Raw genomic sequence first — 25,283 nt, 5'->3', positions numbered from 1 at the left:
GGAAATAGCGCAAAGGTGCCGCACCCATTCGGCGGCATCGGCATCAGCAATCAGCCTCTAAAACACTATGCCTTCTGACTGGGTGCTGCGTACAGCATCCGGTGTATCTGAAAGGGCATTGGCTACACCGTGAGTTGGGGAGCCCGAACCCCCAAGAGAGCAAACACTGCACCCAGAATTGCGAGCACAAATACGGCAAGTGCCCACAGAAACAGTGGTGCGGCACTGGTGAGTCGAACCCGATCAGTGGATGCCTGAACCAGGGTCGTATGCACGGCGCGGTATTGACGGTGCCCCACCCAGAACAGCACCGCAGTCATCACGAGGCCAATAGCTGCTACGGCATAGCTGCCCCCGCTGACGGTGTTCAGCAGGAGCCGGGCCGAGATGAGCGCGGCAATCGCGAATGACAGCACGGTGCGCTGCCAGGCCAGGGCGGTGCGTTCCGCCTGCAGCCCGGCATCGAAGGGGCGATCGAAGGTGCGGGTCACTGGATTAGCAAGCCAATCGCCAGCAGCAGGCCCGCAACAACAACGCCGAGCAAGATGAGCAGCAGCGAAGCGCCCAACCGGAAGGCCGGTGCGATCGGCAAGACGAACGCCTCAAGCGCGACACCCGCAGAGATCAGTGCGAGGGCGGTGCGAATCCACGCCAGGAACGTGCGTTCGTTGGCCAAACTGAAGCGGGCATCCGGCTCGCTGCCGGCACCATAGACACGGCGCGGAAAACGGCGGGGTGCGGGTGGTTCGGGCGTATTCACAAGTGCAGCTACGCCCCGCGAATCTGACGCAGCAGCACCGCAGTCGCAATAGCCGCGTTTGCGGCTTCTTCGCCCTTATCCTCTTTCGAACCCTCAAGCCCGGCACGGTCGAGTCCCTGCTGCTCATCATCCAACGTGAGCACACCAAAACCGACAGGCTTGCCGGTGAGGATCGACACCTGCGTGAGACCGCTGGTTGCGGCATCCGAAACGTATTCAAAGTGGGGTGTTCCGCCACGGATGATCACGCCGAGCGCAACCACGGCGTCCGCCCCAGCATCGAGTGCTGCTTTGCTCGCGACGGGGAGCTCGAAGCTGCCAGGAACACGAATCTCGGTCACGTCAGCACCGGCCGCAGCTAGCGCGCGGTGCGCACCAGCGAGCAGACCATTAGCGATCTCCTCATGCCAGTGACCAGCAACAATCGTGACCTTCAGGCCGGTAGCATCGGTAGCGATTTCGGGGGAACCTGAGCCGCTCATAGTACGCCTCTCTTGTTGCTCAGCCGTGCCTCATCGAGCACAGCCGTTGATGGAAGTGCGTGGCCCATACGGTCACGCTTAGTTTCGAGGTAACCCTCATTGTTTGCGCCTACGCCAACAACCAAGGGGACGAAGTCAGCAACCAGAACCCCCCGCTCCTCAAGCTGACGCTTCTTCTCCGGGTTGTTGCTGAGTAAGCGCACCGCTGAAATGCCCAAATCCTTGAGGATGCCGACGGCGGCACCATAGTCGCGAGAATCAGCAGGCAAGCCCAACGCTAGGTTCGCATCGAGCGTGTCGAGCCCATCTTCCTGCAGACGATACGCCCGCAGTTTGTTCACGAGCCCAATGCCACGACCCTCATGGCCGCGCAGGTAAATGACCGCACCACCGTCACGCTGCACAGTCTCAAGCGCAGCATCAAGTTGGGGGCCGCACTCACACTTGAGCGAACCGAAGGCTTCGCCCGTGAGGCACTCCGAATGCACCCGCACAAGGGTGGGTTCATCACCGATGTGATCAAGGGTTCCCGGAGAAATGAGGGCAACATGGTCGGCACCGGTGGAGTTGTCACGGTAGGCGCGCACCGTAAATGACCCATGTGTGGTGGGGATTGTCGTCTCAACCTCGAATGACACCCGCGCCATCTCCGGGACAGGCTCCATCGGGACCGCAATGGTGTCGCACCGGTACTCATCGAGCCAGTGCATCAGATCAACAATCGTGATCACGAGCACGCCCTCGCGCGCACCAAACTTAATCAGTTCGGGCAGACGCATCATCTCACCAGCGTCGTGCACAATCTCAGCGATTGCAGCGACCGGGCGCAGGCCCGCGAGTTTCATGAGATCGACGGATGCCTCGGTGTGGCCGTCACGCTCACGGACACCACCATCGACCGCCCGCAGTGGCAAGATGTGGCCTGGACGGTGGAGGCTTGCCGGCATCGAGAGCGGGTCGGCGAGCACCCGCAGGGTGTGGGCGCGGTCGGCAGCACTGATGCCGGTGCTGAGGCGTGCGGCGGCATCCACCGAAACTGTGTAGGCGGTGCCACGGGGGTCTTCGTTGACGTTCACCATGGGAGGCAAAGCCAACGCGTCAGCAATCTCGTTGGTCATGGGAGCGCAAATGAACCCGGACGAGTGGCGCACCATCCACGCAATCCACTCTTGGCTGGCGAGTTCGGCCGAGATGATGACATCGCCCTCGTTCTCGCGACCCTCATCGTCGGCGACGATAACGGGTCGACCCGCGCGCAACTCTTCGATGGCTTCAGGGATAGTGGCCAGACTCATGACTCGGTCCTCTCATGACGCACAGTTGCGTCGGTGAACTCAGCCATCCGGGCCACATGGCGCGCCAGAATGTCTGTCTCGATATTGACGGCGGCGCCCACCGCGAGCGCCCCCAACGTTGTAGCGGTGAGGGTTTCAGGAATCAGCGAAACCTCAAACCAGTCGCGGCCCACAGCACTCACCGTGAGCGAAACACCGTGCACAGCAATCGACCCCTTGCGCGCAACCAGCGGGGCCAGCTCCGGGGTGAGACTGAAACGCAGAACGCGCCAGCTGCCCTCATCCGTGACACTCAGCACAGTGCTGGTGCCATCAATATGGCCCTGCACGATGTGACCACCCAGGCGATCACCGACCTGCATGGCGCGTTCGATGTTCACATGCTCGCCGGCCGCAATCGCACCCAGGGTACTCATGTCGATGGTGACACCCATCACGTCGGCCGTGAACCAGTCCGGGCCCTGATCGACAACGGTGAGGCACACGCCGCTCACGCTGATCGAGTCACCGTGGCTGGCATCCAGCACCGCACCGGGCGCACGAACAGTGAGTCGTGCGCCATCTGCGGTGGCGGCGAAATCGACAACCTCGCCTAGCTCTTCAATGATTCCAGTAAACACGGTTACTCTCCTGTCGCCGTCGCCGAGCGGGCGACCATCGTTTCCGTCGCCGGTCGGGCGACAATCAGCACATCATTGCCCAGGGGGCGAAGTTCGGTGATGCTGAGCGCCTTCGCTTCAGCAATCGTGGAAACCCCCAACTCGCCGAGCGCCACCATAGGGCCGCCCAGCAGTTTCGGGGCCAAGTAGACGAGCAGTTCATCCGCCAGCCCGGCCGCAATGAACGCGCTGGCAATCGTGGGGCCACCTTCCACAAAGATGCGCCGGATGCCCGCCTCAAACAGTTCGGCAAGTGTGGCGTTTAGGTCGCTGCCGTCGAACTGCTGAAGGGCGTGGGCGTGCTCGCGAAGCTGCGCGCCCGCCGGAATCTCACGCCGCCCCAGCACCACCGGCTGCGGTTGCCACTCAAGAAGCTCGCCGGCGTCACCCCGCGCGGTCAGGCTCGGGTCATCCGCGAGCACAGTGCCGGTGCCGACGACAATCGCATCAGCACGGGCACGCTGCTCGTGCACGTGCTGACGGGCAGCAGTACCCGTGATCCACTGGCTTGTGCCATCGGCCGCCGCTGCACGACCGTCTAAGCTCGACGCCCACTTCACTGTGACATGCGGCCGCTCATGGTGGATAGCGGTGAGCCAGCCGTGCAAAAACTCGGTCGCTTCGGCCTCGGCAACACCACTAACGACGTCGACACCGGCAGCACGCAAGCGCTCGCCACCCCCACCGGCGCACTTGTTCGGGTCAGACACGGCGAACACCACACGCGACATTCCTGCAGCGATCAACGCCTCTGAGCACGGCCCAGTATGACCATGGTGGTTGCAGGGTTCAAGAGTGACGATCGCGGTCAGGCCCGCCGCAGGGCCACTCAGGTTGGAGAGCGCGTCTAGTTCGGCGTGGGGAGTGCCAGCGCCGTGATGCCAGCCTTCAGCAACGATCTCGCCAGCAGCATTCACGAGAACACAGCCCACTTGCGGGTTTCCCCCGGTGATCGGGCCGCGACCGGCAAGACTGAGGGCATGAAGCATCAGCTTCGTATCCTGTGCCTGCTGTTCTAGTGTCGTCATCCGGCTCTCGTCTCTGGGGACGGCTCCGGGAAATGGGTACGAAAAACCCGCTCCACAATTTCGGCACGCGAAATCCTTGAAGCCGTGCTTCCTCTCATCCGGACTGAGAAATCTTTCGATCTCATTACCGTCGGTCCCGGAATTTCACCAGGTCAACCGTTCCCAAGTTTTCACTTCGTCGCGGGTCGCGGACTATCACCGCCGGTTCGGACTTTCACCGACCCCGGAGCACGTTTTGCATTGCTTAGTCTACTCAACACGGTCGCGAGCCAAGTATTCCCCCCAGAAACTCCCAGTTTGTTGCGGTTTTTGACGCCGCCTCAGCCGAGTAGTGCCGCTATCTCATCGGGCGGGTGGATGACGGCCACGGCAGTGCCGCGAACTCGGTTGTGTCGCTGGGGTTCTCGCCGGGCGCGGTGAGGGTTGCCCACCAGGAGGGCGGATGAGTGCCGCCGCGATATTCGCTCGACGAGGGTTCAACACCTGTGTAGACGAAGCCAAGGCTCTTGGCGATGGCGGCGGAGGCCTCATTGCCGACGAGTGCTTCCCAGCGCACTTCGGCGCGGCCAGTGGAGAAGACCCAGCGGGTAACCTCAGCCACGGCTTCTTTCATGAAGCCTTTGCCGCGGAAGGGTGCCCCCATCCAGTAGCCGATGGTGTCGTTGTACACGCGAAAGCTGATCACACCCAGCAGCAGTTCCGGCTTGCCAGTTTCTCGGATCGCCCACGTGTACTCGTCATCGTCTTCCCACCACTCGGGCACAAGAGTGGTGATGAAGAACTCGGCATCCGATTTCGCGTACGGCCAGGGGATTGTGAGCGTGTGTTCGAAGATGGGGTCCTGGCAGTGCGCCGTCATCAGCTCACTGTCGTCGTCGGTCAGCATGTCGAGGGTGAGTCGTTCGCTGGTGAGGGTAAATGGCTGCATTACTTGCTCCGTGGCAAGAAGCCGATGCGATCGTAGACGCGCGCGAGCGTTGCTTCGGCCATCCCACTGGCCCGTTCTGCGTTCTTAGTGAGCATGCGGTCCAGCTCGGTGGGGTCATCGAGCAGCTCAAGCGTGCGGGCTCGCACGGGGGCGAATTCCTCGGTCACCACGTCGGCAACCTCTTTCTTGAGGTCGCCGTAGCCTTTGCCTTCGAATTGCGCTTCGAGGTCTCCAATGGATGTGCCACTAAACACGGAATGGATGGTGAGCAGATTGGAGATGCCCGGCTTCGCAGCACGGTCAAAATGAATCTCGCGGTCGGCATCGGTCACCGCCGATTTGATCTTTTTCGCCGTCTTGGAGGGCTCGTCAAGCAACCACAGCACTCCCGCATCGGACGCAGCCGATTTGCTCATTTTTGCTTCTGGGTTTTGGAGGTCGTAAATCTTCGCGGTTGCTTTCTGAATCTGAGGTTTAGGGATCACAAAGGTATCGCCGAAGCGGGAATTGAAACGGGAGGCAAGATCGCGAGTCAGTTCGATGTGTTGGCGCTGGTCTTCTCCCACCGGGACGAGCGCGGTGTCGTAGAGCAGAATATCGGCGGCCATGAGCACGGGGTAGGTGAAAAGTCCCACGGAGGTCGCATCAGAACCCTGCTTGGCCGATTTGTCTTTGAACTGTGTCATGCGCGAGGCCTCGCCAAAGCCCGTAATGGTGTTCAGCACCCAAGCGAGCTCCGCGTGGGCAGGCACCTGCGACTGAACGAAAAGAACCGAGTGCTCAGGGTCAATTCCCCCCGCAATATACTGCGCGGCCGTGCGACGCGTCTGCTGACGCAGCAGTGCGGGGTCTTGAGGAATGGTGATGGCGTGCAGGTCTACAACACAAAAGACCGCATCATGCGTTTGTTGCATCTGACGCCACTGCAACAGCGCGCCAATGTAGTTGCCCACCTGAAGTGAGTCGGCAGAGGGCTGCATGCCCGAAAACAGGCGAGGAGTGGTGCTCATGGGCTAATTCTTTCAGACAGAGTAGTCAACAACGACCGGGGCGTGATCGCTCCAACGCTCATCCCAGGCTCCTGCTTTGTCGATGCGGTAATCCGCAACGGCAGCGGCAAGGGCGGGGGTGGCGACGTGGTAGTCGATACGCCAACCGGTGTCGGTGTCAAAAGCTTGGCCGCGCTGCGACCACCAAGTGTATGGTCCGTCAACTTCGCCGGCGAACCGGCGGCCAACATCCACCCAACCGAGGCCGGGGCCGGTGGTGCCGTCAACACACCCGATGGTGGTGCCGTTCTCGCCGAAGATGCGGTCGAAGTAGGCACGTTCTTCGAGCAGGAAGCCCGCCTTTTTGCGGTTGCCACGCCAGTTCTTGATGTCGAGTTCGCGGTGGCCAACGTTGAGGTCGCCAACGATGAGGGCGTGGTCGCTGGAGGCGGCGAGCTCGGGCAGGCGCACGAGCATGGCCTCTAAGAACTTGTACTTCTCGACCTGCTTAGGAGTGTCAACAACGCCCGAGTGCACGTAGGTGCTCACGACGGTGACGATCTTGCCGTCAACATCGAAGTCGGCTTCGAGCCACCGCCCGGCGCTATCGAAATCATCGGCGCCGAGCGCAACCCGGTGAGCCAGAGGGGCGGAGGCGGCAGAACCTTTGCGTGAGGCCAGCGCGACCCCCGCGCGGCCCTTCGCCGTCGCAGCGTCATGCAGAATATTCCAGCCATCGCCCAACAGCCCTTCGACATCGGCGTCGGCTGCGCGAACCTCTTGCAGCGCGAGAATGTCGATGTCACGGGCATCCAACCAGTCGCCCATGCCTTTGCGGTAGGCGGCGCGGACACCATTGACGTTGACGGATGCGATGCGAAGACGTGTTGCCATGCCTCAAGACTATCGAGCCTTATGGACGATGGTTTCGCCGCCCGTGACCACCCGCTCGGCGTCCGGGTCGAGCTTGTTTCCGCCAATCTCCACGTCGGCGTCATCAGCAGAAATTGCGATCCACGCCGAACCAATGAGGATGATCTGACAGATCAGGTTGAACCAGATCAGCAGACCGATAATCACCGCAAATGAGGCCAGAAGGGGGTTGCGCGTTGCGCCCTCGAGCAGAAAACTTCCGCCGAACTTGAGGGCACCGAGTGCGAGCGCGGCGATAATGGTTCCCTGCGCGAGCAGCCTAAACGGAATCTTTATTCCCGAAATGACGCGATAAAACACGCCCAGTGTTGCCGCATCGAGAACGAACACGATTGCCACAACAATGATCTGACTGGCCGTGCGGGCGGCCAGAGAATCTTCATTGATTGAGACCAGGCCGAGCACCCAGTCGAGAGCAGCGGTGCTGGCCACCGACAGTGCAGCAGAAGCCAGCACGGCAAGTCCAAAACCGATTGCAAGCCCAGCATCTTTCAGCTTCAGGAACAAAAAGTTGGTCTCTGAGTTCTCGAGCCCGAACATGGAACGGATCGCGCTGCGACCCGAGGCGATCCAACCCAGCGCAGTAAACGCCAAACCGACGGCGGCGATCGCACCCGTAATACCGAGCACCTGCGAGTCCGCAAGTGTTTCGCGAGAGATCGCGCCGTTGCCGTCGCCGTCGCCGATGAGCCCGGGAATGTTGGTTGAGATGAAGCTATAGACGGCGTCGAGTAATGCCGGATCGCCCTGCACAACAAATCCCGCCACCGCGAACGCCACCCAGAGGGCCGCGAAGACGGCGAAGATTGCCTGATACGAGAGCCCAAAAGCTAAAATCGGCCCGAGCTTGTCGGCGTAGTGCAAAAAGACTCGCACGGGGCGTAGGCCCATGACCCACTCGACGACCGGCTTGAGACGTTCTGCAATCTGCATCCCCCAAGGATAGCTAGGCTAGCGGTGCAGAATGCAGAGGAGAGGATCACAGCAGATGGAACTTCAGGGTGTCGGGGTTGGACGATCAGTTGCCGTTGGGAAGGTCGTGCGCATGCCCGATCCGCTCCCGGAACCGAAGGATGCGCGCCACTCTGGCGATGCCGCTGCAGAAAAAGCAGCAGCCGCCGCTGCGTTGACATTCGTGGCTGCCGACCTCCGCGCGCGGGCAGAGAAGGCGGATGCCGAAGCCACCGAGGTCTTGAATGCTACGGCTCTGATGGCGGAAGACCCTTCCGTTCTCGACAGCGTCAATGAGATTGTCGACGGCGGCAAAACTGCCGAGCGCGCCGTGTTCGAGGCATTCGGCCAGTTTAGGGAGATGCTCATTTCGTTGGGCGGAATGATGGCGGAGCGCGCCTCAGACCTCAGCGATGTTAGCCAGCGCGTTGTTGCTCGCCTCCGTGGTGTTGCTGCCCCCGGTGTGCCTCAGCGTGAAGAGCCGTTTGTGCTCGTGGCTGATGACCTCGCGCCCGCCGATACCGCTCTGCTCGAACTCGACAAGGTGCTCGCCCTCGTCACCCGTCAGGGTGGCCCGACGAGCCACACCGCAATCCTTGCGCGTTCCAAGGCGATCCCCGCGATCATGGGTGTTGCTGAAGCTCTCGACCTCGCCGATGACACCCTGGTGATTGTGGATGCCGCAGCCGGCACCGTCACGACTGACCCCAGCGACGAGCAGCGCGTCGCCGCAGAAGCCCGCATCGCGGAACTTGCCGCTGCAGCCAACGCGCCCATCACTGATGGGGCGCTCGCCGACGGGACTCTCGTTCCCTTGCTCGCTAATCTTGGAACCCCCGCTGAAGCAGCCCAGGCTGTTGAGTTGGGCGCCGAGGGAGTCGGACTTTTCCGCACCGAGTTGATGTTCCTCGACGCTAAGACGGCTCCGACGGTGGAGGAACAGACCGCTGAATACACGGAGCTGCTCAAACATTTTCCGGGTAAGAAGGTTGTTGTTCGTGCTCTCGATGCTGGCGCCGACAAACCCCTCAGCTTCATGGACATGGGCGAAGAGGTCAACCCTGCTCTCGGCCAGCGCGGGTTGCGCTCACTGCGCGCCAACGAGAATATCCTTCGTGACCAGCTCACCGCTCTTGTCAACGCCCAAAATGCCACGGACGCCGACCTCTGGGTGATGGCCCCGATGGTGTCGGATGCCGAAGAGACCGAATACTTCGTCGCCCTCGGCCGCGAACTGGGCCTCACCACCGTCGGGGTGATGGCGGAGATCCCGTCGCTCGCTGTCCTCGCTGATCAGGTTGCCGAGCGCAGTGACTTCGTCTCGATTGGCTCCAACGACCTCACCCAGTACACGTTGGCGGCAGACCGAATGCTCGGCACCCTGGCCAAATTCCAGGACCCGTGGCACCCCGCAGTGCTCCGTCTCGTAAAGATGCTCGGTGACGCCGGAGCCGCAGCAGGGAAGCCTGTCGGTGTCTGCGGTGAAGCTGCCGCTGACCCGCAGTTGGCCGTGGTGCTTGTTGGGTTGGGCGTGACAAGTCTGTCGATGACGCCTCAGGCGCTCGCCGACGTGCGTGCCGAACTCAAGACGGTAACTCTTGAGCAGGCCAAAGCACGGGCGGCAGCGGCCATCAATGCCACGACGGGCCCCACAGCCCGTGAGGCTGCTGTTCAGGCGAGTTAGCGGTATTCGGGGTTCTGTTCGAACCCGAAGCGCTTTCCGTCGTTCCATTCGGATGGAACATTGCCTTCGGCAGGAATTCCTCCGTTGGCGTTCAACATCGTTGCTAGATGGACGAGGTTGTGAGCCATGAAGGTCAGATTCCGGTTTGTGAAGTCACTCTCCGGCCCACCGGAGCCCTCATCGAGGTAACTCGGACCGGGGCCCACCGCCCCGATCCATCCAGCATCCGCCTGCGGGGGAATCGTATAGCCAATGTGCTGCAGGCTGTAGAGAACGTTGGAGGCAACATGCTTGACGCCATCTTCGTTTCCGGTCACCAGCGCGCCCCCGACCTTGCCGTAGAACACGTACTGCCCTTTGTCATTGGTCTGACCGCTGTGTGCGTAAAGCCGTTCGATGATTTTTCGCGACTCTGATGACTGGTCGCCGAGCCAAATGGGCCCGGCCAAAATTAGGATCTCTGCCTCGTTGATGAGGGGCCACAGCTCGGGCCAGGCGTCCTCTTCCCAGCCATCCTCTCGCATATCGGGGTAGACGCCGGGGGCGATGTTGTGGTCGACCGCACGAATAACTGTTGTAGAAACGCCCGCCTTTTCGAGTACAACCCTGCTGCGTTCGATGAGGCCACCGGTGTGGCTGACTTCGGGTGAGCGCTTGAGAGTCGTGTTGATGTATACCGCTTTCAGTGTCGTCATGTTCCCTAAGGTACGACCCTTGTCTGTGATGCTCGTGCAATAAAAAGTTGGCCCTGTCACTACCTCGGTAATGACAGGGCCGATCGTGTTGCATCCAGAAGCAGCGGCTACGGCCGTCCCTTAAGGATTGCCTGCTTCACTTCGGCAATCGCCTGGGTGACTTGGATGCCGCGGGGGCAGGCGTCGGTGCAGTTGAAGGTGGTGCGGCAGCGCCACACACCCTCTTTGTCATTGAGGATGTCGAGGCGAACGCCCGCGCCCTCATCGCGCGAATCGAAGATGAAGCGGTGCGCGTTCACGATGGCGGCGGGACCGAAGTACTGTCCGTCAGTCCAGAACACGGGGCAGGCCGACGTGCACGCCGCACACAGGATGCACTTCGTGGTGTCATCGAAGCGTGCACGCTCAACAGGGCTCTGCTTGCGCTCCTTACCACCCTTGACGGCACCAGCCATCAGGAAGGGGTTGATCTCCTTATAGGAGTCGAAGAACGGCTCCATATCGACGATCAGATCCTTCTCAAGCGGAAGACCCTTGATTGCTTCAACGTAGATCGGCTTCGAGATATCGAGATCCTTGACCAGGGTCTTGCAGGCAAGACGGTTGCGGCCGTTGATGCGCATGGCATCTGAACCACACACGCCGTGCGCGCAGGAGCGGCGGAAGGTCAGTGACCCATCGGTTTCCCATTTGATCTTGTGGAGGGCGTCGAGAACGCGATCGGTCTCGTACAGCTCAACGTCAAAATCTTCCCAGCGCGGCTCGTCATCAACATCCGGATCGAAACGGCGGATGACGAGTGTGGCAGTGAAGGTGGGGACGGCCGCGGGTGCGGCGGGTTTTTGGTCAGCGACGGCGGTGCTCATTAGTACTTTCTCTCCATCGGCGGGTAGTTGGTGATCACGACCGGCTTCCAGTCGAGTCGGATGTGTTCACCCGCCTCTTCTGATTCTGGGTCGCCCGTGAGGTACGCCATCGTGTGCACGAGGTAGTTCTCGTCGTCACGTTCAGGGTAGTCCTCCCGCATGTGGCCACCACGGCTTTCTTTACGTGACCGCGCAGAAAACACAAGTACTTCGGCGAGGTCGAGCAAGAAGCCCAACTCGACGGCCTCAAGCAGGTCGGTATTGAACCGCTTGCCCTTGTCGTGCAGCTGAATGTTCTTGTAGCGTAGGCGCAGCTTCTGGATCAGTTGAGTAACCTCTTCGAGGCTCTCATCGGTGCGGAAGATCTGCGCGTTGCGATCCATCGACTCTTGCAACTCCTTGCGGATCACAGCGATCCGCTCGGTGCCATCACCGGCACGAACCATGTCGAGAATGCGCTTGACACCACCGGCAGGGTTTTCGGGCAGCGGTACGAATTCGGCATTCTCAACGTATTTGACGGCCGATTTTCCGGCACGCTTTCCAAAGACGTTGATGTCGAGGAGCGAGTTCGTTCCCAAACGGTTGGAACCGTGAACAGACACGCACGCGCACTCGCCGGCCGCGTAGAGGCCCTTGACGACATCCGTGTTGTTGCGCAGCACTTCAGCTTCAACGTTGGTCGGGATGCCACCCATGGCGTAGTGCGCGGTCGGCAGCACGGGTACGGGTTCGGTGTACGGCTCGACGCCCAAGTAGGTGCGGGCGAATTCGGTAATATCGGGAAGCTTCTCGTCGATTACTGCCGGCTCAAGGTGGGTGATATCGAGGAACAGGTAGTCCTTGCCGGGGCCGGCTCCACGGCCTTCGCGAATCTCGGTAGCCATCGATCGCGCCACGATGTCACGCGGTGCAAGATCTTTCAGCGTCGGTGTGTAGCGCTCCATGAAGCGCTCACCGTCGACGTTGCGCAGGATCGCGCCTTCGCCTCGGGCCGCTTCGGAGAGCAGGATGCCGAGGCCGGCCAAACCGGTGGGATGGAATTGGAAGAACTCCATGTCCTCAAGCGGCAGACCCTTGCGCCAGATGATTCCGACGCCGTCACCGGTGAGGGTGTGAGCGTTGGATGTGGTCTTGAAGATCTTGCCGAATCCGCCGGTTGCGAAGATGATCGCTTTTGATTGGAAGACGTGTAGTTCGCCGGTGGAAAGTTCGTATGCCACAACACCGGAGGGCTGTTCGACGCCGTCGACCTCGGTCATGACCATGTCGAGTACGTAGAACTCGTTGAAGAAGTTGATGCCGAGCTTGACGCAGTTTTGGTACAGGGTCTGCAGGATCATGTGGCCGGTGCGGTCGGCGGCGTAGCAGGAGCGACGAACCGGGGCTTTGCCGTGTTCACGGGTGTGGCCACCAAAACGACGCTGGTCGATTTTGCCGTCTTCGGTGCGGTTGAACGGCAGGCCCATGTTTTCGAGGTCGATCACGGCATCGATTGCCTCTTTGGCGAGGATCTCGGCGGCGTCCTGGTCAACCAGGTAGTCGCCGCCCTTGACGGTGTCGTAGGTGTGCCACTCCCAGTTGTCATCCTCGACGTTCGCTAGCGCTGCGGCCATTCCGCCCTGCGCCGCTCCGGTGTGGGAGCGGGTGGGGTAGAGCTTGGAGATCACGGCCGTCTTGGCGTGCGGCCCGGCTTCAATCGCCGCGCGCATGCCGGCGCCTCCGGCGCCAACGATCACAATGTCGAACTGGTGGTAGTGGACTCCATCGATGACGGTTCCGTCGGCGATATCGCCCGTGTTATTCATTGCCAATTACTGTGCCTCACAGAAGCTGGGGAGCAGAGCTGGGTTAGCTCCGGCTGGGCAGGGGTCGAAGGTGGTGATCACGAGGGTTCCTAGGAGGATCAGAATTGCCGTGGAAGCGGCGATGCCAATCAGGAGAACCTGGCGCACCTTGGGGTTGGTTGCGTAGTCGTTGACGAGGGTGCGCATTCCGTTGCCACCGTGCAGCAGCGCGAGCCACAGCATGAGGCCGTCCCAGACTTTCCAGAACGGATCGGAGAGTTTTCCTCCAACGAATGCGAAATCAATTGCTTTGACGCCTTCGCCAGCGAAGAGGTTCACAAAAAGATGGCCGAAGATGAGAACCACCAGAACCACGCCAGAAGCACGCATGTAGATCCATCCCCATTTTTCCCAGTTGACGCCGCCGGTGCGGCGGCCGCGGGTGGGGGTGGGGGTGCGGGGAGCTTCGATGAGACTCATGCTCAACCTCCAAAGACGTGCATTAGGTGGCGGGGAACGAATCCGATGAGCAGAACCAGCCAGATGCTAACGACAACCCAGAACATGGTGACATGGTGCTTGGCACCGAATGCCCAGAAGTCGATGAGGATGATCCGCAGCCCGTTGATGGCGTGGAATCCGATGGCGGCGACCAAGACGATTTCACCGATACCCATCAGGGGAGTCTTGTACGACTCAATAACGATGTTGTAAGCCTCAGGGCTGACACGAACCAGCGCGGTGTCGAGAATGTGTACGAGGAGGAAGAAGTAGAGGGCAACACCGGTGATCCGATGCAGTACCCACGACCACATACCTACATTGCCGCGGTACAGGGTGCCCGCTGGTCTCTTGGGTGCGCGAATCTTGGGGACAGACTTCGGCTCCGCCACTAAGTTACTCGCCGAGTTCTCTGGCACGAGGACCCTCCTTGCGGTGTGGGGTCGCGTCCACAGCGACCGATGAGTGTCCGCAGCGGGCGGACTTCACCAGTCTATTCCTGTACGGAGGGCGCTAATTCCCCTCTCAGCCTAAAGAGACCGTATTCAGCTAAGTTTTCGCGAATTCAGGGGAAGTTAACGGGAGGGCTTTCTCGTCATCGGGGAAGCTTTTCACCACGCTGCGTCTTCAGCACCAGCGAGTGCGCCGTGTCGGCAGAGAAGGCGGCGATGGTCGCGTCGTAGTGGTGCAGTAGTTGGGTGCAGACACCGTCCCACGATTTACCGAGAACCGCGCGTCGGCCGGCTTCACCCATTCTGGTCCGCAGTTCGCGGTCGATAGTGAGCGCTTCAACGTAGGCGCGAAGCTGGTCCTCATTGTCGGGCTCATAGAGGAAGCCGTTTGTGCCATGATCAACCAGGTCAATCGGGCCACCAGAGCGCGGCGCCACGACCGGGAGCCCCGCTGAGTGCGCCTCCTGAATCGTCTGGCCGAAGGTCTCCTCTGTGCCGGTGTGCACAAAAACATCACACGCAGCGTAGGCCGTGGCTAAGTCTTCACCGCTCAATTTACCGAGCCACGTAACCGGGATGCCGGCAAGAGCTCTGGTGACAGAAGGCACGGCTGGGCCGTCACCAACGATTACCACCCGCACTCCCGTGAGCCCATGTAGTGCTCGAAGGCGCTCCACCTGTTTCTCGGGTGCTATGCGGCCGACGTAGCCGACCACGACTTCCCCCTGAGGCGCGAGCCGTTTGCGAAGCTTGACTGTCGCCCAAGACAGTTTTTTTGCCGGGTGATACATCGTGAGATCAACACCGCGGCCCCAACGTTGCAGTCTGGTGAGGCCGATTTCTTGCAGGTCTGACATGGCGGTGCTCGAGGGTGCGAGAGTGAGTTGGGCACCGTCGTGAATCCAGCGCACGATTCGCCACGCCAGTTTCGTGGCCGGACCTAGGTGATTGCGGCGGGCGTATCCCGCTACATCCGTCTGAAAGATTGCCACGGTAGGGATGCCGAGCCGGTTGGCTGAAGCAATGGCTTGCGCTCCGAGCATGAACGGTGCGGCGGCGTGCACCACATCGGGTTGAAAGCCGGAAAGCAGCCGATGAACCTGTGGGTTGGGGAGTCCCACCGGAAATTGGCGGTAGGCCAACGCCGGCACCGAATGAACCCTGAAGCCACCATAGGTGCTGGGTGCACCAGCGGCCGGGCAAATCACGATCGCCTGATGGCCGTGAGCGCTCAGATAGTCGAGAACCTTCCGAACGCTGTTCGTGACTCCATTAACGGTGGGCAGAAAGCTCTCACTAACGATGGCGACCCGCAAATTCAGCACCTCAATCGGTTGTCGTGTTGCTCACGCTAGGAGGTGCGGAAAACCAAGAAGTTAACGAGCGCTGAAGTCTAAGGTGGAAGCATGAGTCCACATCAGGTCCCGTTTGACAATTTTTATAGCGTGATCCCCGCCGGCGGAATCGGATCACGGCTGTGGCCACTCTCGCGAGCCGATGCGCCTAAGTTCTTGCATGACCTCACTGGTTCGGGTCAGACCCTTCTCCGTGACACCTGGGATCGCCTGGTGCCCATTTCTGGGGCCGACCGCATCATGGTTGTCACCGGGCGCGCGCACCGTGCTGCGGTAGAAAGCCAGCTTCCCGAACTCAGCGATCCAAATATCGTGCTCGAGAGTGAACCAAAAGATTCGTCAGCAGCGATCGGTCTCGCGGCGGCAATTTTGCTGAAGCGTGATCCGAATGTGGTTATCGGGTCGTTTGCTGCTGACCATGTGATCCGCGATATCCGAGGTTTTCGTCGCAGTGTGCGCGAGGCGATTGCGGTCGCGAACGCCGGTTTCATTGCCGCGATTGGGATCACCCCGTCGGAGCCCACAATCGGGTTTGGTTACATTCACTGCGGGAAGGCTATTGACATCGACGATGCTCCCAGCGCCGTTTCTGTGGAGTCGTTCGTAGAGAAGCCCGACTTTGAGACCGCGCAGGCGTACCTGGCCAGCGGCGATTACCTCTGGAACGGCGGCATGTTTATTTCCCGTGCCGATGTTCTGCTCGAGCAACTGGGCAGAGCAGAACCAGAACTGCTCGCCGGGTTAACCGAACTTGCTGAGGTGTGGGACACGCCAGTTCGGGATGCTGTGGTCGACCGCGTCTGGCCGCAGTTGTCGAAGATCGCCATTGACTACACCGTTGCCGAGCCTGCTGCAGCGGAGGGTCGGCTCGTGGTTGTGCCGGGAGACTTTGACTGGGATGACGTTGGTGACTTCGCCTCGATCGCAAAATTGCACTCGGGTGGTCGCAAATCTGACCTAGCAATCTTGGGTGAAAACGCGCGTGTGCTTGCCGACAAATCTACCGGTGTCGTGATCAGTCAGACAGGCCGTCTGATTTCTCTCATTGGGGTGAATGACATCGTTGTGGTCGATACTCCCGATGCTTTGTTGGTTACCACGACCGCAAACGCTCAGCGCGTCAAATCTGTGGTGGATGCGCTCAAAATCTCGGGTCGAAACGACGTCTTGTGACCGCGTAGTTTCGCCTTTGTAACCTTTCGGCGTCAGCGCTCATATTCGCACCATTATTTGGCCGGTTATTAGGTAGCGTATGTTCGTTATGTTTCGACAATTTCTGTCGAACAGCATCTTGGAGGACACCTTGAGAATCAGCACTCACGGCCGCACACTCAGCGGCATGGCGCTCGTGGCAACGAGCGCACTCGTACTCGCCGGTTGCGCCGCAGCACCCGAAGAGTCCGGAGACGAATCGGGCGAAGCGCTCGACTTCCTTCCCTGCATGGTTTCTGACGCCGGCGGGTTCGATGACAAGTCGTTCAACCAGCTCGGTTATGAAGGACTTGAGGCTGGAGCGAACGAGCTCGGCGTCGACTTCCTCACCGTTGAGTCGACCAGCGACGCAGACTACGCCCCGAACATCGAGAGCCTCATCGCTGAGGGCTGCGACCTGATCTTCACGGTCGGGTTCAACCTCTCCGCTGCAACGGTCGAGTTTGCTACCGCAAACCCCGAGATCAAGTTCGCGATCGTTGATGACGCGGCCGACAACGACTTTGACGGTGCTGTGGACGCAGACAACATCAAGCCGATTCTCTTCAACACCGCTGACGCCGCATTCCTCGCGGGCTACGCCGCAGCGAGCTACTCGGAGTCGGGCGTTGTCGGAACCTATGGCGGAATGAACTTCCCGACCGTCTCGATCTTCATGGATGGCGCAGCCCAGGGTGTTGACTACTACAACTCCGAAAAGGGTACAGCAGTCAAGCTCCTCGGTTGGGATCAGGCAGCACAGGACGGAACGTTCATCGGTAGCTTTGCTCCCGGAACCGACTCTCGTGCAGCAGCACAGAACCTGATCGACCAGGATGCAGATGTACTTCTGCCCGTTGGTGGTCCGATCTTCCAGAGCGCGGTCGAAGCAATTCGTGACTCCGGTGCGAACATCGCAGTGATCGGCGTCGACGCTGACCTGACCGAAACCGAGCCATCTGCTGCAGATCTCTTCCTCACCTCGATTCTTAAGCAGATCAGTGTTGCTGTTGAAGACGTCGTCATGGAAGCATCTGCGGGATCGCTCGACACCACCCCCTACGTGGGAACTCTCGAAAACGGTGGAGTCGGTATCGCACCGTTCCACGAGTTCGAGTCGATGGTTGATGGCGAACTCGAGGCTGAGCTCGTCACCGTAAAGGATGGCATCATCTCCGGCGACATCGCCGTAGAGTCCTACCTCAACTAGCCACAGAGATCTGAGGGGGGCTGGCCTGAGGGTCAGCCCCCCTCGTCTGTCAACTCATTTTCTGACGCTATTCTTTTGAGACCGAACGACTACGGCGACGATGCCGGTACAGCACTGAGGAGAGATTGTGAAGCTTGAGCTGCGGGGTATAACCAAGCGCTTCGGTGACCTAATCGCGAACGACCAGATAGATCTCACAGTCGAAGAGGGAGAAATCCACTGCCTCCTCGGTGAGAACGGCGCGGGCAAGTCAACGTTGATGAATGTGCTCTATGGGCTGTATCAGGCCGAAGAGGGCGAGATCCTCATTGACGACGAGGTGCGCCACTTTGCCGGCCCCGGAGACGCGATGCGTTCCGGAATTGGCATGGTCCACCAGCACTTCATGTTGATCCCCGTTTTCACGGTCGCAGAGAATGTGGCACTCGGTCACGAAGAGGTTTACGGGCCCGGACTGCTGAACTTGGAGGCCGCGCGAACACTCGTACGCGAGATCTCAGTGCGATTCGGCTTCGACATCGACCCCGATGCGCTCGTTGAGGATCTTCCCGTCGGGGTTCAGCAGCGTGTCGAAATCGTGAAGGCGCTCTCCCGCGAGGCCAAGATCCTTGTGTTCGACGAGCCGACTGCGGTGCTCACGCCTCAAGAGACTGACGAGTTCATGGCGATCATGCGCCAACTCAAGTCAGAGGGCACGTCCATCGTTTTCATCACGCACAAGCTGCGTGAGGTGCGTGAGGTCGCTGATCGCATCACGGTCATCCGCTTGGGCAAGGTTGTTGCTGAAGCAGACCCCGGCGCGGGCAAAGAAGAACTTGCTTCGCTCATGGTGGGCCGTGCCGTTGATCTCACGATCGACAAGGCCCCGGCCAAGCTGACTGACAACGCCCTCATCATCGACTCGCTGACGATTGCTGATGAGTACGGCAACCGCGTCGTGAACGACTTGAGCTTCACGGTGCAGGGCGGTGAGATCCTCGCGATCGCTGGGGTGCAGGGAAACGGACAAACCGAGCTCGCTAAAGCACTCTTGGGAATGCAGGATCGGGCATCGGGTTCGATCAAGCTGAACGGTAAGGAACTTCAGGGGCTCAACGCACGCCAGATATTGGACGAGGGCGTCGGCTATGTCCCGGAGGACCGCACGCTTGATGGCCTTGTTGGAGGATTCACGATTGCGGAGAACCTCATGCTGGATCGCAGCGATGGTGCGCCCTTCGTAAAGTACGGCACACTGCAGACAGATGTGCTCAACGATTTTGCTGGTGACAAGCTTGAGTCGTTTGACATTCGAGCGCAGGGGATTCATGAGAGTGTGTCTCAATTGTCTGGCGGTAACCAGCAAAAAGTTGTGCTTGCTCGAGAATTGAGCCGCGAGCTTTCGCTGTTGGTTGTTTCGCAGCCCACTCGTGGCCTCGACGTAGGCTCGATTGAGTTCGTGCACGAGCAAATCGTTGGTGTTCGTGACCGGGGTCTCCCCGTGATCGTGGTGTCGACGGAGCTCGATGAAGTTTCTTCCCTGGCTGACCGCATCGCGGTTATGTACAAGGGCAAAATTGTTGGAATCGTTCCGGCGGATACTCCCCGTGAACAGCTCGGCCTCATGATGGCTGGCGAACGTGTCACGGAGGAGGCAGCATGAGTGAGCCACAACCGCAGAAGTCCGAAGAGTCGGCCATGACAGATGGTGCCAAAAACTCAGAGAGCCAACAGGACACAGCACGGTGGACGAACGCCTTCCGTGAGATTACCTCCGGCAATGCGCTACTCTCCCTACTGGCCATCGTCCTTGCCATTCTGATTGGTGGTGTGCTCATCGCACTCACCGATTCTGATGTGCAAGACGCAGCCAGCTACTTCTTTGATCGCCCGGGCGATCTCTTTGCGGCCATTGGGAGTGCTGTTGGTGGTGCCTACTTGGCGCTGTTCCAAGGATCGATTTACGACTTCCGCCGCGACGACTTCCTTTCTGGAATCAGGCCCCTAACTCAGACACTCGTGTTCGCGACACCGCTGATCGCTGCGGGACTCGGCGTCGCGATCGCGTTCCGCGTCGGACTGTTCAACATTGGTGGCCGTGGACAGATCATTGTGGGCGCGGCTTTTGCGGGTTACGCAAGCTTCACCTGGGATCTCCCCATCGTGCTGCACGTCATCGTGGCCGTAACCATGGGAATCATCGGTGGTGCCCTCTGGGGTGGCATCGCTGGTCTACTGAAAGCGCGTACCGGCGCGCACGAGGTGATCGTCACGATCATGCTCAACTACATCGCGTACTACCTGATCAGCTTCTTGCTGCGAACCGACCTGCTCAAGAACCCCGGTTCGAGCAACCCCAAGACGCCGCCGGCTGCCGACACCGCCATTCTGCCGCCTCTTTTCGGTGACGGCTTCAAGGTGCACTGGGGATTCATCCTGGTCATCGCCGCAACGGTCTTGGCCTGGTGGTTGATTGACCGCTCGAGCCTTGGCTTCAAGTTTCGTGCTGTAGGGCTCAACCCTCACGCTGCACGGGTTGCCGGTATCAAGGTTGAACGACTCTACGTCTACGTCATGCTGATCGCCGGTGGTTATGCCGGTCTCGCTGCGAGCACCGAAGTTCTGGGAACAACTACCAGCGGGTTCACCTCTGGTGTGGATGCCGGCATCGGATTCGATGCCATCACCGTGGCGCTCCTCGGTCGTTCGACCCCGTGGGGCACCTTCGCCGCTGGCATCCTGTTCGGAGCCTTCAAAGCCGGTGGCTTCACGATGCAAGCCTCCCAGAGCATCCCGATTGATATCGTCCTGGTTGTTCAATCCCTCATTGTTCTCTTTATTGCTGCACCGCCGCTCGTTCGTGCGGTGTTCCGCCTGCCGAAACCCGGTGCCCGTGCAAAGAAGGTGGTTGGCTAATGACTTTCACCAAAACCTCTGAAGACTCGGCTCGCGCCGATTCGAAGATCACCCGTCGCAGTTGGAAAATGCCGATTGCGTTCGCGCTGGTGTCGCTAATCTCGGGAGTGCTGTTTATCGGCTTTGCTGAGGACGCTCCGACCGGCTTCGACCTGTCGACAAGCACCGACCTGTTCCGTCTGCCAGTAATTCAGTTGCCGGCACTGGCAACCGGTGTCGTCGTGACCATACTGATGGCGCTCATCGCCGTGGGTTCAGCGTTCATGATTTCGCAAGACCGCAAGGTGCCAATCTGGATCCCGATCCTTGGTGCTGTGTTTGCTCTGACCGGATTTCTCACGTGGGCCGCGGCCGATGCAACGCTGCGAGTTCCTGAACTCTTTGCCGGTGCCCTCGTCTTGGCGGTGCCGCTGGTCTTCGGTGCTCTTGGCGGCGTTATTTCAGAGCGAGTCGGTGTGGTCAACATCGCCATCGAAGCTCAACTGCTGGCCGGTGCATTCGTTTCTGCCGTCGTGGGAACCATTACCGCTTCACCATTTGCGGGCCTGGCTGCCGCCGCGCTTGCCGGAATGCTCGTGTCGTTCCTGCTGTCGGTATTTTCGATTAAGTACCTCGTCAACCAGATAATCGTGGGTGTGGTGATCAACGTGTTGGTCTCTGGTCTCACCGGATTCCTTTACTCGCAGTGGCTCGCAGAAAGCCCCGATCAGTTGAACAACCCCGCAGGGTTCTCGGAGCTCCCCATTCCTATCCTCAGCAGCATCCCCCTCATCGGGCCGGTGCTCTTCAAGCAGACGTTGATCGTCTACCTGCTCTACGTGATCGTCGCGGTCGTGGCTTTTGCGATGTATCGCACTCGCTGGGGACTGCGCTTGCGTGCCGTCGGAGAGCATCCCAAGGCTGCCGACACTGTCGGCATCAATGTCACGCGCACTCGCTTCTGGAACGTCGCCCTTGCCGGGGCAATCGCCGGTCTCGGTGGAGCGTTCATCACGCTGAGCCAGACGGGTCAATTCGGTAAAGATGTCACTGCTGGCGCCGGCTTTATCGCGCTTGCGGCCGTGATTTTCGGGCGCTGGGATCCAATCAAAGCAACCCTTGCCGCGCTGTTGTTCGGGTTCGCCAGCAACCTGCAAAACGCTTTGAGCGTTGTGGGTTCGCCGGTGCCAAGCGAGTTCATGCTTATGCTGCCCTACGTGGTGACGATCATTGCTGTCGCCGGACTGGTCGGAAAATCCAGGCCGCCAGCAGCATCCGGAACACCATATATAAAGGGGTAACGCTATGACGATCGAGCCGCAATCAATTGACTGGGATGCGCTGAGGGTCGTCGCCACTGATGCCCTCAGTCACGCCTACGTTCCCTATTCGAAGTTTCCGGTTGGGGTCGCGGCAATTGTCGACGACGGCCGAGTAATTTCGGGGGCTAATGTTGAGAATGCCTCCTACGGGCTGACACTGTGCGCCGAATGTGCGCTCGTGTCATCGCTGCACATGACCGGTGGCGGCAAGCTGGTCGCCTTCACCTGTATCGACGGTAAAGGCAACGCCCTGATGCCGTGTGGGCGCTGCCGCCAGCTGCTCTTTGAACACTCGGCCGAAGGCATGCTGCTCGAAACAGTTTCTGGCATCAAAACGATTGACGAAGTGATTCCCGACGCATTCGGGCCACGAACGCTTGAGGAGTACCACGGTGAATAACAGCGCAGAAGCGAAGCTGGTCGAACGATTCGACGTTGTCGACCTCATCCACACGAAGCGAGACAAAGGAACACTCACGGCAGACCAGATCAACTGGTTAGTGGATGCCTACACTCGCGGTTATGTTGGTGACGAGCAGATGGCTGCCATGACGATGGCAATCTTCATCAACGGTATGGAGCGCGAAGAGATTCGTGACCTGACGCTGGCGATGATCGCCAGCGGCGAGACTCTCAGCTTTGAGGGACTCGGCAAAGAAACAACCGATAAGCACTCGACCGGTGGCGTCGGTGACAAGATCACCCTCCCGCTTGCGCCATTGGTTGCGTCGTTTGGTGTTGCAGTGCCGCAGCTTTCCGGCCGCGGTCTGGGCCACACGGGAGGCACACTCGACAAGCTGGAGAGTATTCCCGGTTGGCGCGCAGACCTCACCAATGAGGAGTTCTACGCGCAGCTGCGAGGAGTCGGTGGAGTCATCTGTGCCGCCGGATCTGGACTCGCCCCGGCAGACAAAAAACTGTACGCCCTGCGCGACATCACCGGCACGGTGGAGGCCATCCCGCTGATCGCCTCGTCGATCATGAGCAAGAAGATCGCAGAAGGCACCTCTGCTCTGGTTCTCGATGTGAAGTTCGGGTCTGGCGCCTTCATGAAGAACCCGGAGCGCAGTCGTGAGCTTGCTGAGACCATGGTTCGCCTCGGCAAAGATGCGGGCGTCAATACTGTTGCGCTGCTGACAAACATGAACGTTCCGCTGGGTCTCACTATCGGAAACGCCAATGAGGTGCGCGAATCAGTTGAGATTCTTGCCGGTGGTGGACCTGCCGATGTGCGGGAACTCACGATCGCTCTTGCGCGGGAAATGCTTGCCCTTGTCGGCCATCCAGACGCCGATGTTGAGGCCGCTCTCGACAACGGTCAGGCGATGGATGCCTGGCGCGGCATGATTCAAGCTCAGGGTGGCGACCCGGATGCCGCGCTGCCGCAGCCCAAAGAAAGCCACGTGGTTACTGCTGACCGCGATGGTGTTCTCGTTGATCAAGATGCTCTACCGTTTGGCGTCGCGGCGTGGCGTCTTGGTGCCGGTCGTGCCCGCAAGCAGGATCCCGTTCAGCACGCTGCCGGAATCGACTTGCACGCGAAGCCGGGGGACACCGTGCGCAAGGGCGAACCGCTGTTCACGATGCACGCGGATGAGCCCGCACGGTTTGAGCGTGCCCTTGAGTCGCTTGAGGGCGCGTACCGCATCGGCGACGCGGGCGAGGCGGTCAACGATGGTGGACCCCTGATCGCGGGGCGCATCGATTAGGGCTGCGGGGCAAAGACTGAACCGAGGGCGTCATCGGCTGACGTAAAGTTGGACAAATGACGAAAGCGGATGAGACCGCGGCGGGCACCTCCCCATCGCAGAGCGGTACCGAGGCCCGAAGCGAAAAAGACAAGTGGCGTGCCTTCTGGGTGTGTGTTGTGGTCGCAGCGATCACCATTCTTGATCTCTCAAAGATTAACGTTGCTCTTCCCTCGATCGAAGACGCGCTCGGAGCGAGCTCGACCCAACTCCAACTCATTGTTTCTGGCTACGTGCTGACGTTTGGGCTCATCCTCGTGCCCGCGGGGCGCCTCGGTGATCAGCGTTCACGCAAGGCGCTGTTTTTGACGGGGCTGACGGTCTTCACCCTCGCGAGCATTGCGTGTGCCCTTGCGCCGACCGCCGAATTGTTGCTGGTTTCGCGACTGCTGCAGGGTGTTGCAGCGGGCATCCAGATGCCTCAGGTTCTTGGGCTTATTCAGCAGTTGTTCCGCGGACCAGAACGAGGTCGCGCCTTCGGTCTGTTTGGTGCGATGATCGGTGTCGCAACCGCCTTGGGCCCCACTCTGGGCGGTCTGATGATTGCCGTCGGCGGTGCCGAAGACGGCTGGCGTTACATCTTCTGGATGAACGTTCCCCTCGGTATCGTCGCCCTCATTTTGGCGTGGCGGATCTTGCCGGCCACCTCCAAGTCGAGCTTTGCGCGCTTAGATCTCGATCCGATTGGTATCGCAATCTTCGGTGTTACCGTGTTGGCGCTCCTGTGGCCGTTCCTCTTTACGACCGGTGCACCAACGGATGACCCCAATCGCTGGTGGCTGCTCGTGCTGTTCGTGTTGGCTGCCGCCGCATTCGTAGGCTGGGAGCGTCGCTACGCTGCCGGAGGTCGGGCGCCTCTGGTGTCGCTGAGGCTTTTTCGCATCAGCTCGTACCGCAATGGGACCTTGCTCGCCACCGCCTACTTCGCGGCAATGCCAGCCATGTTCTTGATCACCACGCTTTACCTTCAACTCGGTTTGGGGCTCGAACCCGTCTTCGCTGGAATGGTGACCATCGGATTCGCACTAACGAGCGCCCTCGCATCGTGGCGCGGTGGAATCTTGGTAGAACGCTATGGCCGCTCACTCGTTGTCGTCGGACTCGCCATTCTTCTGGTCGGTCTCGGACTTCTCATGGCAGCAGCGATTCTCACCCCGCCCGCACTCACGCCCTACGCTATGGCGGCCGCGCTGTTCATCGGCGGCACCGGCGGCGGACTCGTCATTTCGCCCAACCAGACGCTCACGCTTCATGACATTGCACCGCACGAGGGTGGGCTTGCCGGTTCCGTTGGTCAACTGGGGCAGCGAATCGGCACCGCGATCGGCACCGCCGTCGCACTCTCGCTGTTCTACTCAACTCTCTACAACGAGCGCAACAGCGGCGAAAGCAACCTTGACCTGTACCATCAGGCGTACGGTGTAGGGATGCTCGCGACAACACTGTTCTTTTCGATCGCCATGCTGATCGGCGTCGTAGACCTAGGCGCCCGCAAGCGTCGCGCACGGCAGGTCACCGTGGACTCACGGCGGGCGACCTAGACCCCGCAGCTGGCGATGCGGTGATGTTGGCG

24 protein-coding genes, 1 pseudogene and 1 riboswitch are annotated in these 25,283 nt (G+C 60.1%); of the genes and pseudogenes, 9 read left to right on the top strand and 16 right to left on the bottom strand.

All coding sequences use genetic code 11. The annotated features are described in order from the left end of the window. Positions 1-122: 122 nt before the first annotated feature. The 10 genes and pseudogenes from FB472_RS04555 to FB472_RS04510 all read right to left on the bottom strand — a co-directional run bounded on the left by FB472_RS04555 (position 123) and on the right by FB472_RS04510 (position 8,007). Entirely contained in the window at positions 123-491 is a 369-nt protein-coding gene (locus FB472_RS04555) for a DUF202 domain-containing protein (protein ID WP_141989838.1), read from the bottom strand. A 35-nt stretch (positions 492-526) separates the two neighbouring features. Beyond that, positions 527-760: pseudogene (locus tag FB472_RS04550) on the bottom strand (YidH family protein); the annotation flags it as partial. 8 nt (positions 761-768) lie between these two features. Further along, positions 769-1,242 carry a 6,7-dimethyl-8-ribityllumazine synthase gene (ribH, locus tag FB472_RS04545; protein ID WP_141989836.1) on the bottom strand — a complete coding sequence of 158 codons (474 nt, stop codon included), beginning with the start codon at positions 1,240-1,242 and terminating at the stop codon, positions 769-771. Beyond that, positions 1,239-2,537, bottom strand: coding sequence for a 3,4-dihydroxy-2-butanone-4-phosphate synthase (ribB, locus tag FB472_RS04540; protein WP_141989835.1), 1,299 nt, complete (start codon positions 2,535-2,537; stop codon positions 1,239-1,241). The genes ribH and ribB overlap by 4 nt, the downstream gene beginning before the upstream one ends. Then, positions 2,534-3,157, bottom strand: coding sequence for a riboflavin synthase (locus FB472_RS04535; protein ID WP_141989834.1), 624 nt, complete (start codon positions 3,155-3,157; stop codon positions 2,534-2,536). Before FB472_RS04535 ends, ribB begins: the two co-directional genes overlap by 4 nt. A gap of 2 nt (positions 3,158-3,159) precedes the next feature. Further along, positions 3,160-4,224, bottom strand: coding sequence for a bifunctional diaminohydroxyphosphoribosylaminopyrimidine deaminase/5-amino-6-(5-phosphoribosylamino)uracil reductase RibD (gene ribD / locus FB472_RS04530; RefSeq protein ID WP_141989833.1), 1,065 nt, complete (start codon positions 4,222-4,224; stop codon positions 3,160-3,162). Between the two features lie 81 nt (positions 4,225-4,305). After that, positions 4,306-4,459, bottom strand: a riboswitch (FMN riboswitch). A gap of 102 nt (positions 4,460-4,561) precedes the next feature. Next, the gene (locus tag FB472_RS04525; RefSeq protein WP_141989832.1) at positions 4,562-5,152 is read right to left on the bottom strand and encodes a GNAT family N-acetyltransferase; all 591 of its coding nucleotides are present in this window, start codon (positions 5,150-5,152) and stop codon (positions 4,562-4,564) included. Continuing rightward, positions 5,152-6,162: a tryptophan--tRNA ligase gene (trpS, locus tag FB472_RS04520; RefSeq protein ID WP_141989831.1), complete on the bottom strand. Its 1,011-nt coding sequence runs from the start codon at positions 6,160-6,162 to the stop codon at positions 5,152-5,154. The genes FB472_RS04525 and trpS overlap by 1 nt, the downstream gene beginning before the upstream one ends. Before the next feature lie 12 nt (positions 6,163-6,174). Beyond that, the gene (locus FB472_RS04515) at positions 6,175-7,035 is read right to left on the bottom strand and encodes an exodeoxyribonuclease III (protein WP_141989830.1); all 861 of its coding nucleotides are present in this window, start codon (positions 7,033-7,035) and stop codon (positions 6,175-6,177) included. A 9-nt stretch (positions 7,036-7,044) separates the two neighbouring features. After that, positions 7,045-8,007 (bottom strand): YihY/virulence factor BrkB family protein, encoded by a 963-nt coding sequence (locus FB472_RS04510; protein WP_141989829.1) that lies wholly within the window; start codon positions 8,005-8,007, stop codon positions 7,045-7,047. Positions 8,008-8,062: 55 nt separating this feature from the next. Here FB472_RS04510 and ptsP point away from each other — a divergent pair, with 55 nt between their 5' ends. Continuing rightward, the gene (gene ptsP, locus FB472_RS04505; RefSeq protein ID WP_141989828.1) at positions 8,063-9,709 is read left to right on the top strand and encodes a phosphoenolpyruvate--protein phosphotransferase; all 1,647 of its coding nucleotides are present in this window, start codon (positions 8,063-8,065) and stop codon (positions 9,707-9,709) included. On the opposite strand, the gene FB472_RS04500 is transcribed toward ptsP, so the two are convergent. The 6 genes from FB472_RS04500 to FB472_RS04475 all read right to left on the bottom strand — a co-directional run bounded on the left by FB472_RS04500 (position 9,706) and on the right by FB472_RS04475 (position 15,326). After that, the gene (locus tag FB472_RS04500) at positions 9,706-10,404 is read right to left on the bottom strand and encodes a flavodoxin family protein (RefSeq protein ID WP_141989827.1); all 699 of its coding nucleotides are present in this window, start codon (positions 10,402-10,404) and stop codon (positions 9,706-9,708) included. The two genes, ptsP and FB472_RS04500, sit on opposite strands and share 4 nt — an antisense overlap. Before the next feature lie 107 nt (positions 10,405-10,511). Then, on the bottom strand, positions 10,512-11,270 hold the full coding sequence (locus tag FB472_RS04495; RefSeq protein WP_141989826.1) for a succinate dehydrogenase iron-sulfur subunit: 759 nt from the start codon (positions 11,268-11,270) through the stop codon (positions 10,512-10,514). Then, positions 11,270-13,078 (bottom strand): succinate dehydrogenase flavoprotein subunit, encoded by a 1,809-nt coding sequence (gene sdhA / locus FB472_RS04490; RefSeq protein WP_141989825.1) that lies wholly within the window; start codon positions 13,076-13,078, stop codon positions 11,270-11,272. Before sdhA ends, FB472_RS04495 begins: the two co-directional genes overlap by 1 nt. Positions 13,079-13,084: 6 nt before the next feature. Continuing rightward, positions 13,085-13,537, bottom strand: a complete 453-nt coding sequence (locus FB472_RS04485; protein ID WP_141989824.1) for a succinate dehydrogenase hydrophobic membrane anchor subunit — start codon at positions 13,535-13,537, stop codon at positions 13,085-13,087. 2 nt (positions 13,538-13,539) lie between these two features. Next, positions 13,540-13,977 carry a succinate dehydrogenase, cytochrome b556 subunit gene (gene sdhC / locus FB472_RS04480; protein ID WP_141989823.1) on the bottom strand — a complete coding sequence of 146 codons (438 nt, stop codon included), beginning with the start codon at positions 13,975-13,977 and terminating at the stop codon, positions 13,540-13,542. A gap of 176 nt (positions 13,978-14,153) precedes the next feature. After that, positions 14,154-15,326: a glycosyltransferase family 4 protein gene (locus FB472_RS04475; protein ID WP_141991462.1), complete on the bottom strand. Its 1,173-nt coding sequence runs from the start codon at positions 15,324-15,326 to the stop codon at positions 14,154-14,156. 90 nt (positions 15,327-15,416) lie between these two features. Between FB472_RS04475 and FB472_RS04470 the strand changes: the two genes are divergently transcribed. From FB472_RS04470 to FB472_RS04435, 8 genes are all read left to right on the top strand, one after another. Further along, on the top strand, positions 15,417-16,538 hold the full coding sequence (locus FB472_RS04470; protein WP_141989822.1) for a mannose-1-phosphate guanylyltransferase: 1,122 nt from the start codon (positions 15,417-15,419) through the stop codon (positions 16,536-16,538). A 130-nt stretch (positions 16,539-16,668) separates the two neighbouring features. Then, positions 16,669-17,766, top strand: coding sequence for a BMP family lipoprotein (locus FB472_RS04465; protein ID WP_425467207.1), 1,098 nt, complete (start codon positions 16,669-16,671; stop codon positions 17,764-17,766). Positions 17,767-17,893: 127 nt separating this feature from the next. Further along, a complete protein-coding gene (locus FB472_RS04460) occupies positions 17,894-19,408 on the top strand; it encodes an ABC transporter ATP-binding protein (RefSeq protein ID WP_141989820.1) in 1,515 nt (504 codons plus the stop codon). Then, entirely contained in the window at positions 19,405-20,661 is a 1,257-nt protein-coding gene (locus FB472_RS04455) for an ABC transporter permease (protein WP_215730381.1), read from the top strand. Before FB472_RS04460 ends, FB472_RS04455 begins: the two co-directional genes overlap by 4 nt. Then, the gene (locus FB472_RS04450) at positions 20,661-21,941 is read left to right on the top strand and encodes an ABC transporter permease (RefSeq protein WP_141989819.1); all 1,281 of its coding nucleotides are present in this window, start codon (positions 20,661-20,663) and stop codon (positions 21,939-21,941) included. Before FB472_RS04455 ends, FB472_RS04450 begins: the two co-directional genes overlap by 1 nt. Positions 21,942-21,945: 4 nt before the next feature. Next, a complete protein-coding gene (locus tag FB472_RS04445) occupies positions 21,946-22,362 on the top strand; it encodes a cytidine deaminase (RefSeq protein WP_021810556.1) in 417 nt (138 codons plus the stop codon). A gap of 16 nt (positions 22,363-22,378) precedes the next feature. Next, positions 22,379-23,671, top strand: a complete 1,293-nt coding sequence (locus FB472_RS04440) for a thymidine phosphorylase (protein ID WP_141991460.1) — start codon at positions 22,379-22,381, stop codon at positions 23,669-23,671. A 56-nt stretch (positions 23,672-23,727) separates the two neighbouring features. Beyond that, positions 23,728-25,251, top strand: coding sequence for an MFS transporter (locus FB472_RS04435; protein ID WP_141989818.1), 1,524 nt, complete (start codon positions 23,728-23,730; stop codon positions 25,249-25,251). Positions 25,252-25,283 lie beyond the last annotated feature (32 nt).

Origin of the sequence: Rhodoglobus vestalii, from assembly GCF_006788895.1 — a bacterium.
Classification (GTDB): Bacteria; Actinomycetota; Actinomycetes; order Actinomycetales; family Microbacteriaceae; genus Rhodoglobus; species Rhodoglobus vestalii.
Note: the sequence above shows the minus strand (reverse complement) of the source record. Positions and strands in the feature narration are given on the sequence as shown.

Bases quoted from the DNA above. Each gene is read 5' to 3' on its own strand.
- FB472_RS04510 (WP_141989829.1), bottom strand. From the start codon at position 8,007: ATGCAGATTGCAGAACGTCTCAAGCCGGTCGTCGAGTGGGTCATGGGC.
- FB472_RS04495 (WP_141989826.1), bottom strand. From the start codon at position 11,270: ATGAGCACCGCCGTCGCTGACCAAAAACCCGCCGCACCCGCGGCCGTC.
- ribD (WP_141989833.1), bottom strand. From the start codon at position 4,224: ATGACGACACTAGAACAGCAGGCACAGGATACGAAGCTGATGCTTCAT.
- FB472_RS04450 (WP_141989819.1), top strand. From the start codon at position 20,661: ATGACTTTCACCAAAACCTCTGAAGACTCGGCTCGCGCCGATTCGAAG.
- FB472_RS04500 (WP_141989827.1), bottom strand. From the start codon at position 10,404: ATGACGACACTGAAAGCGGTATACATCAACACGACTCTCAAGCGCTCA.
- FB472_RS04525 (WP_141989832.1), bottom strand. From the start codon at position 5,152: ATGCAGCCATTTACCCTCACCAGCGAACGACTCACCCTCGACATGCTG.
- trpS (WP_141989831.1), bottom strand. From the start codon at position 6,162: ATGAGCACCACTCCTCGCCTGTTTTCGGGCATGCAGCCCTCTGCCGAC.
- ptsP (WP_141989828.1), top strand. From the start codon at position 8,063: ATGGAACTTCAGGGTGTCGGGGTTGGACGATCAGTTGCCGTTGGGAAG.
- FB472_RS04470 (WP_141989822.1), top strand. From the start codon at position 15,417: ATGAGTCCACATCAGGTCCCGTTTGACAATTTTTATAGCGTGATCCCC.
- FB472_RS04515 (WP_141989830.1), bottom strand. From the start codon at position 7,035: ATGGCAACACGTCTTCGCATCGCATCCGTCAACGTCAATGGTGTCCGC.
- FB472_RS04485 (WP_141989824.1), bottom strand. From the start codon at position 13,537: ATGAGTCTCATCGAAGCTCCCCGCACCCCCACCCCCACCCGCGGCCGC.
- sdhA (WP_141989825.1), bottom strand. From the start codon at position 13,078: ATGAATAACACGGGCGATATCGCCGACGGAACCGTCATCGATGGAGTC.
- FB472_RS04455 (WP_215730381.1), top strand. From the start codon at position 19,405: ATGAGTGAGCCACAACCGCAGAAGTCCGAAGAGTCGGCCATGACAGAT.
- ribB (WP_141989835.1), bottom strand. From the start codon at position 2,537: ATGAGTCTGGCCACTATCCCTGAAGCCATCGAAGAGTTGCGCGCGGGT.
- FB472_RS04445 (WP_021810556.1), top strand. From the start codon at position 21,946: ATGACGATCGAGCCGCAATCAATTGACTGGGATGCGCTGAGGGTCGTC.
- ribH (WP_141989836.1), bottom strand. From the start codon at position 1,242: ATGAGCGGCTCAGGTTCCCCCGAAATCGCTACCGATGCTACCGGCCTG.
- FB472_RS04435 (WP_141989818.1), top strand. From the start codon at position 23,728: ATGACGAAAGCGGATGAGACCGCGGCGGGCACCTCCCCATCGCAGAGC.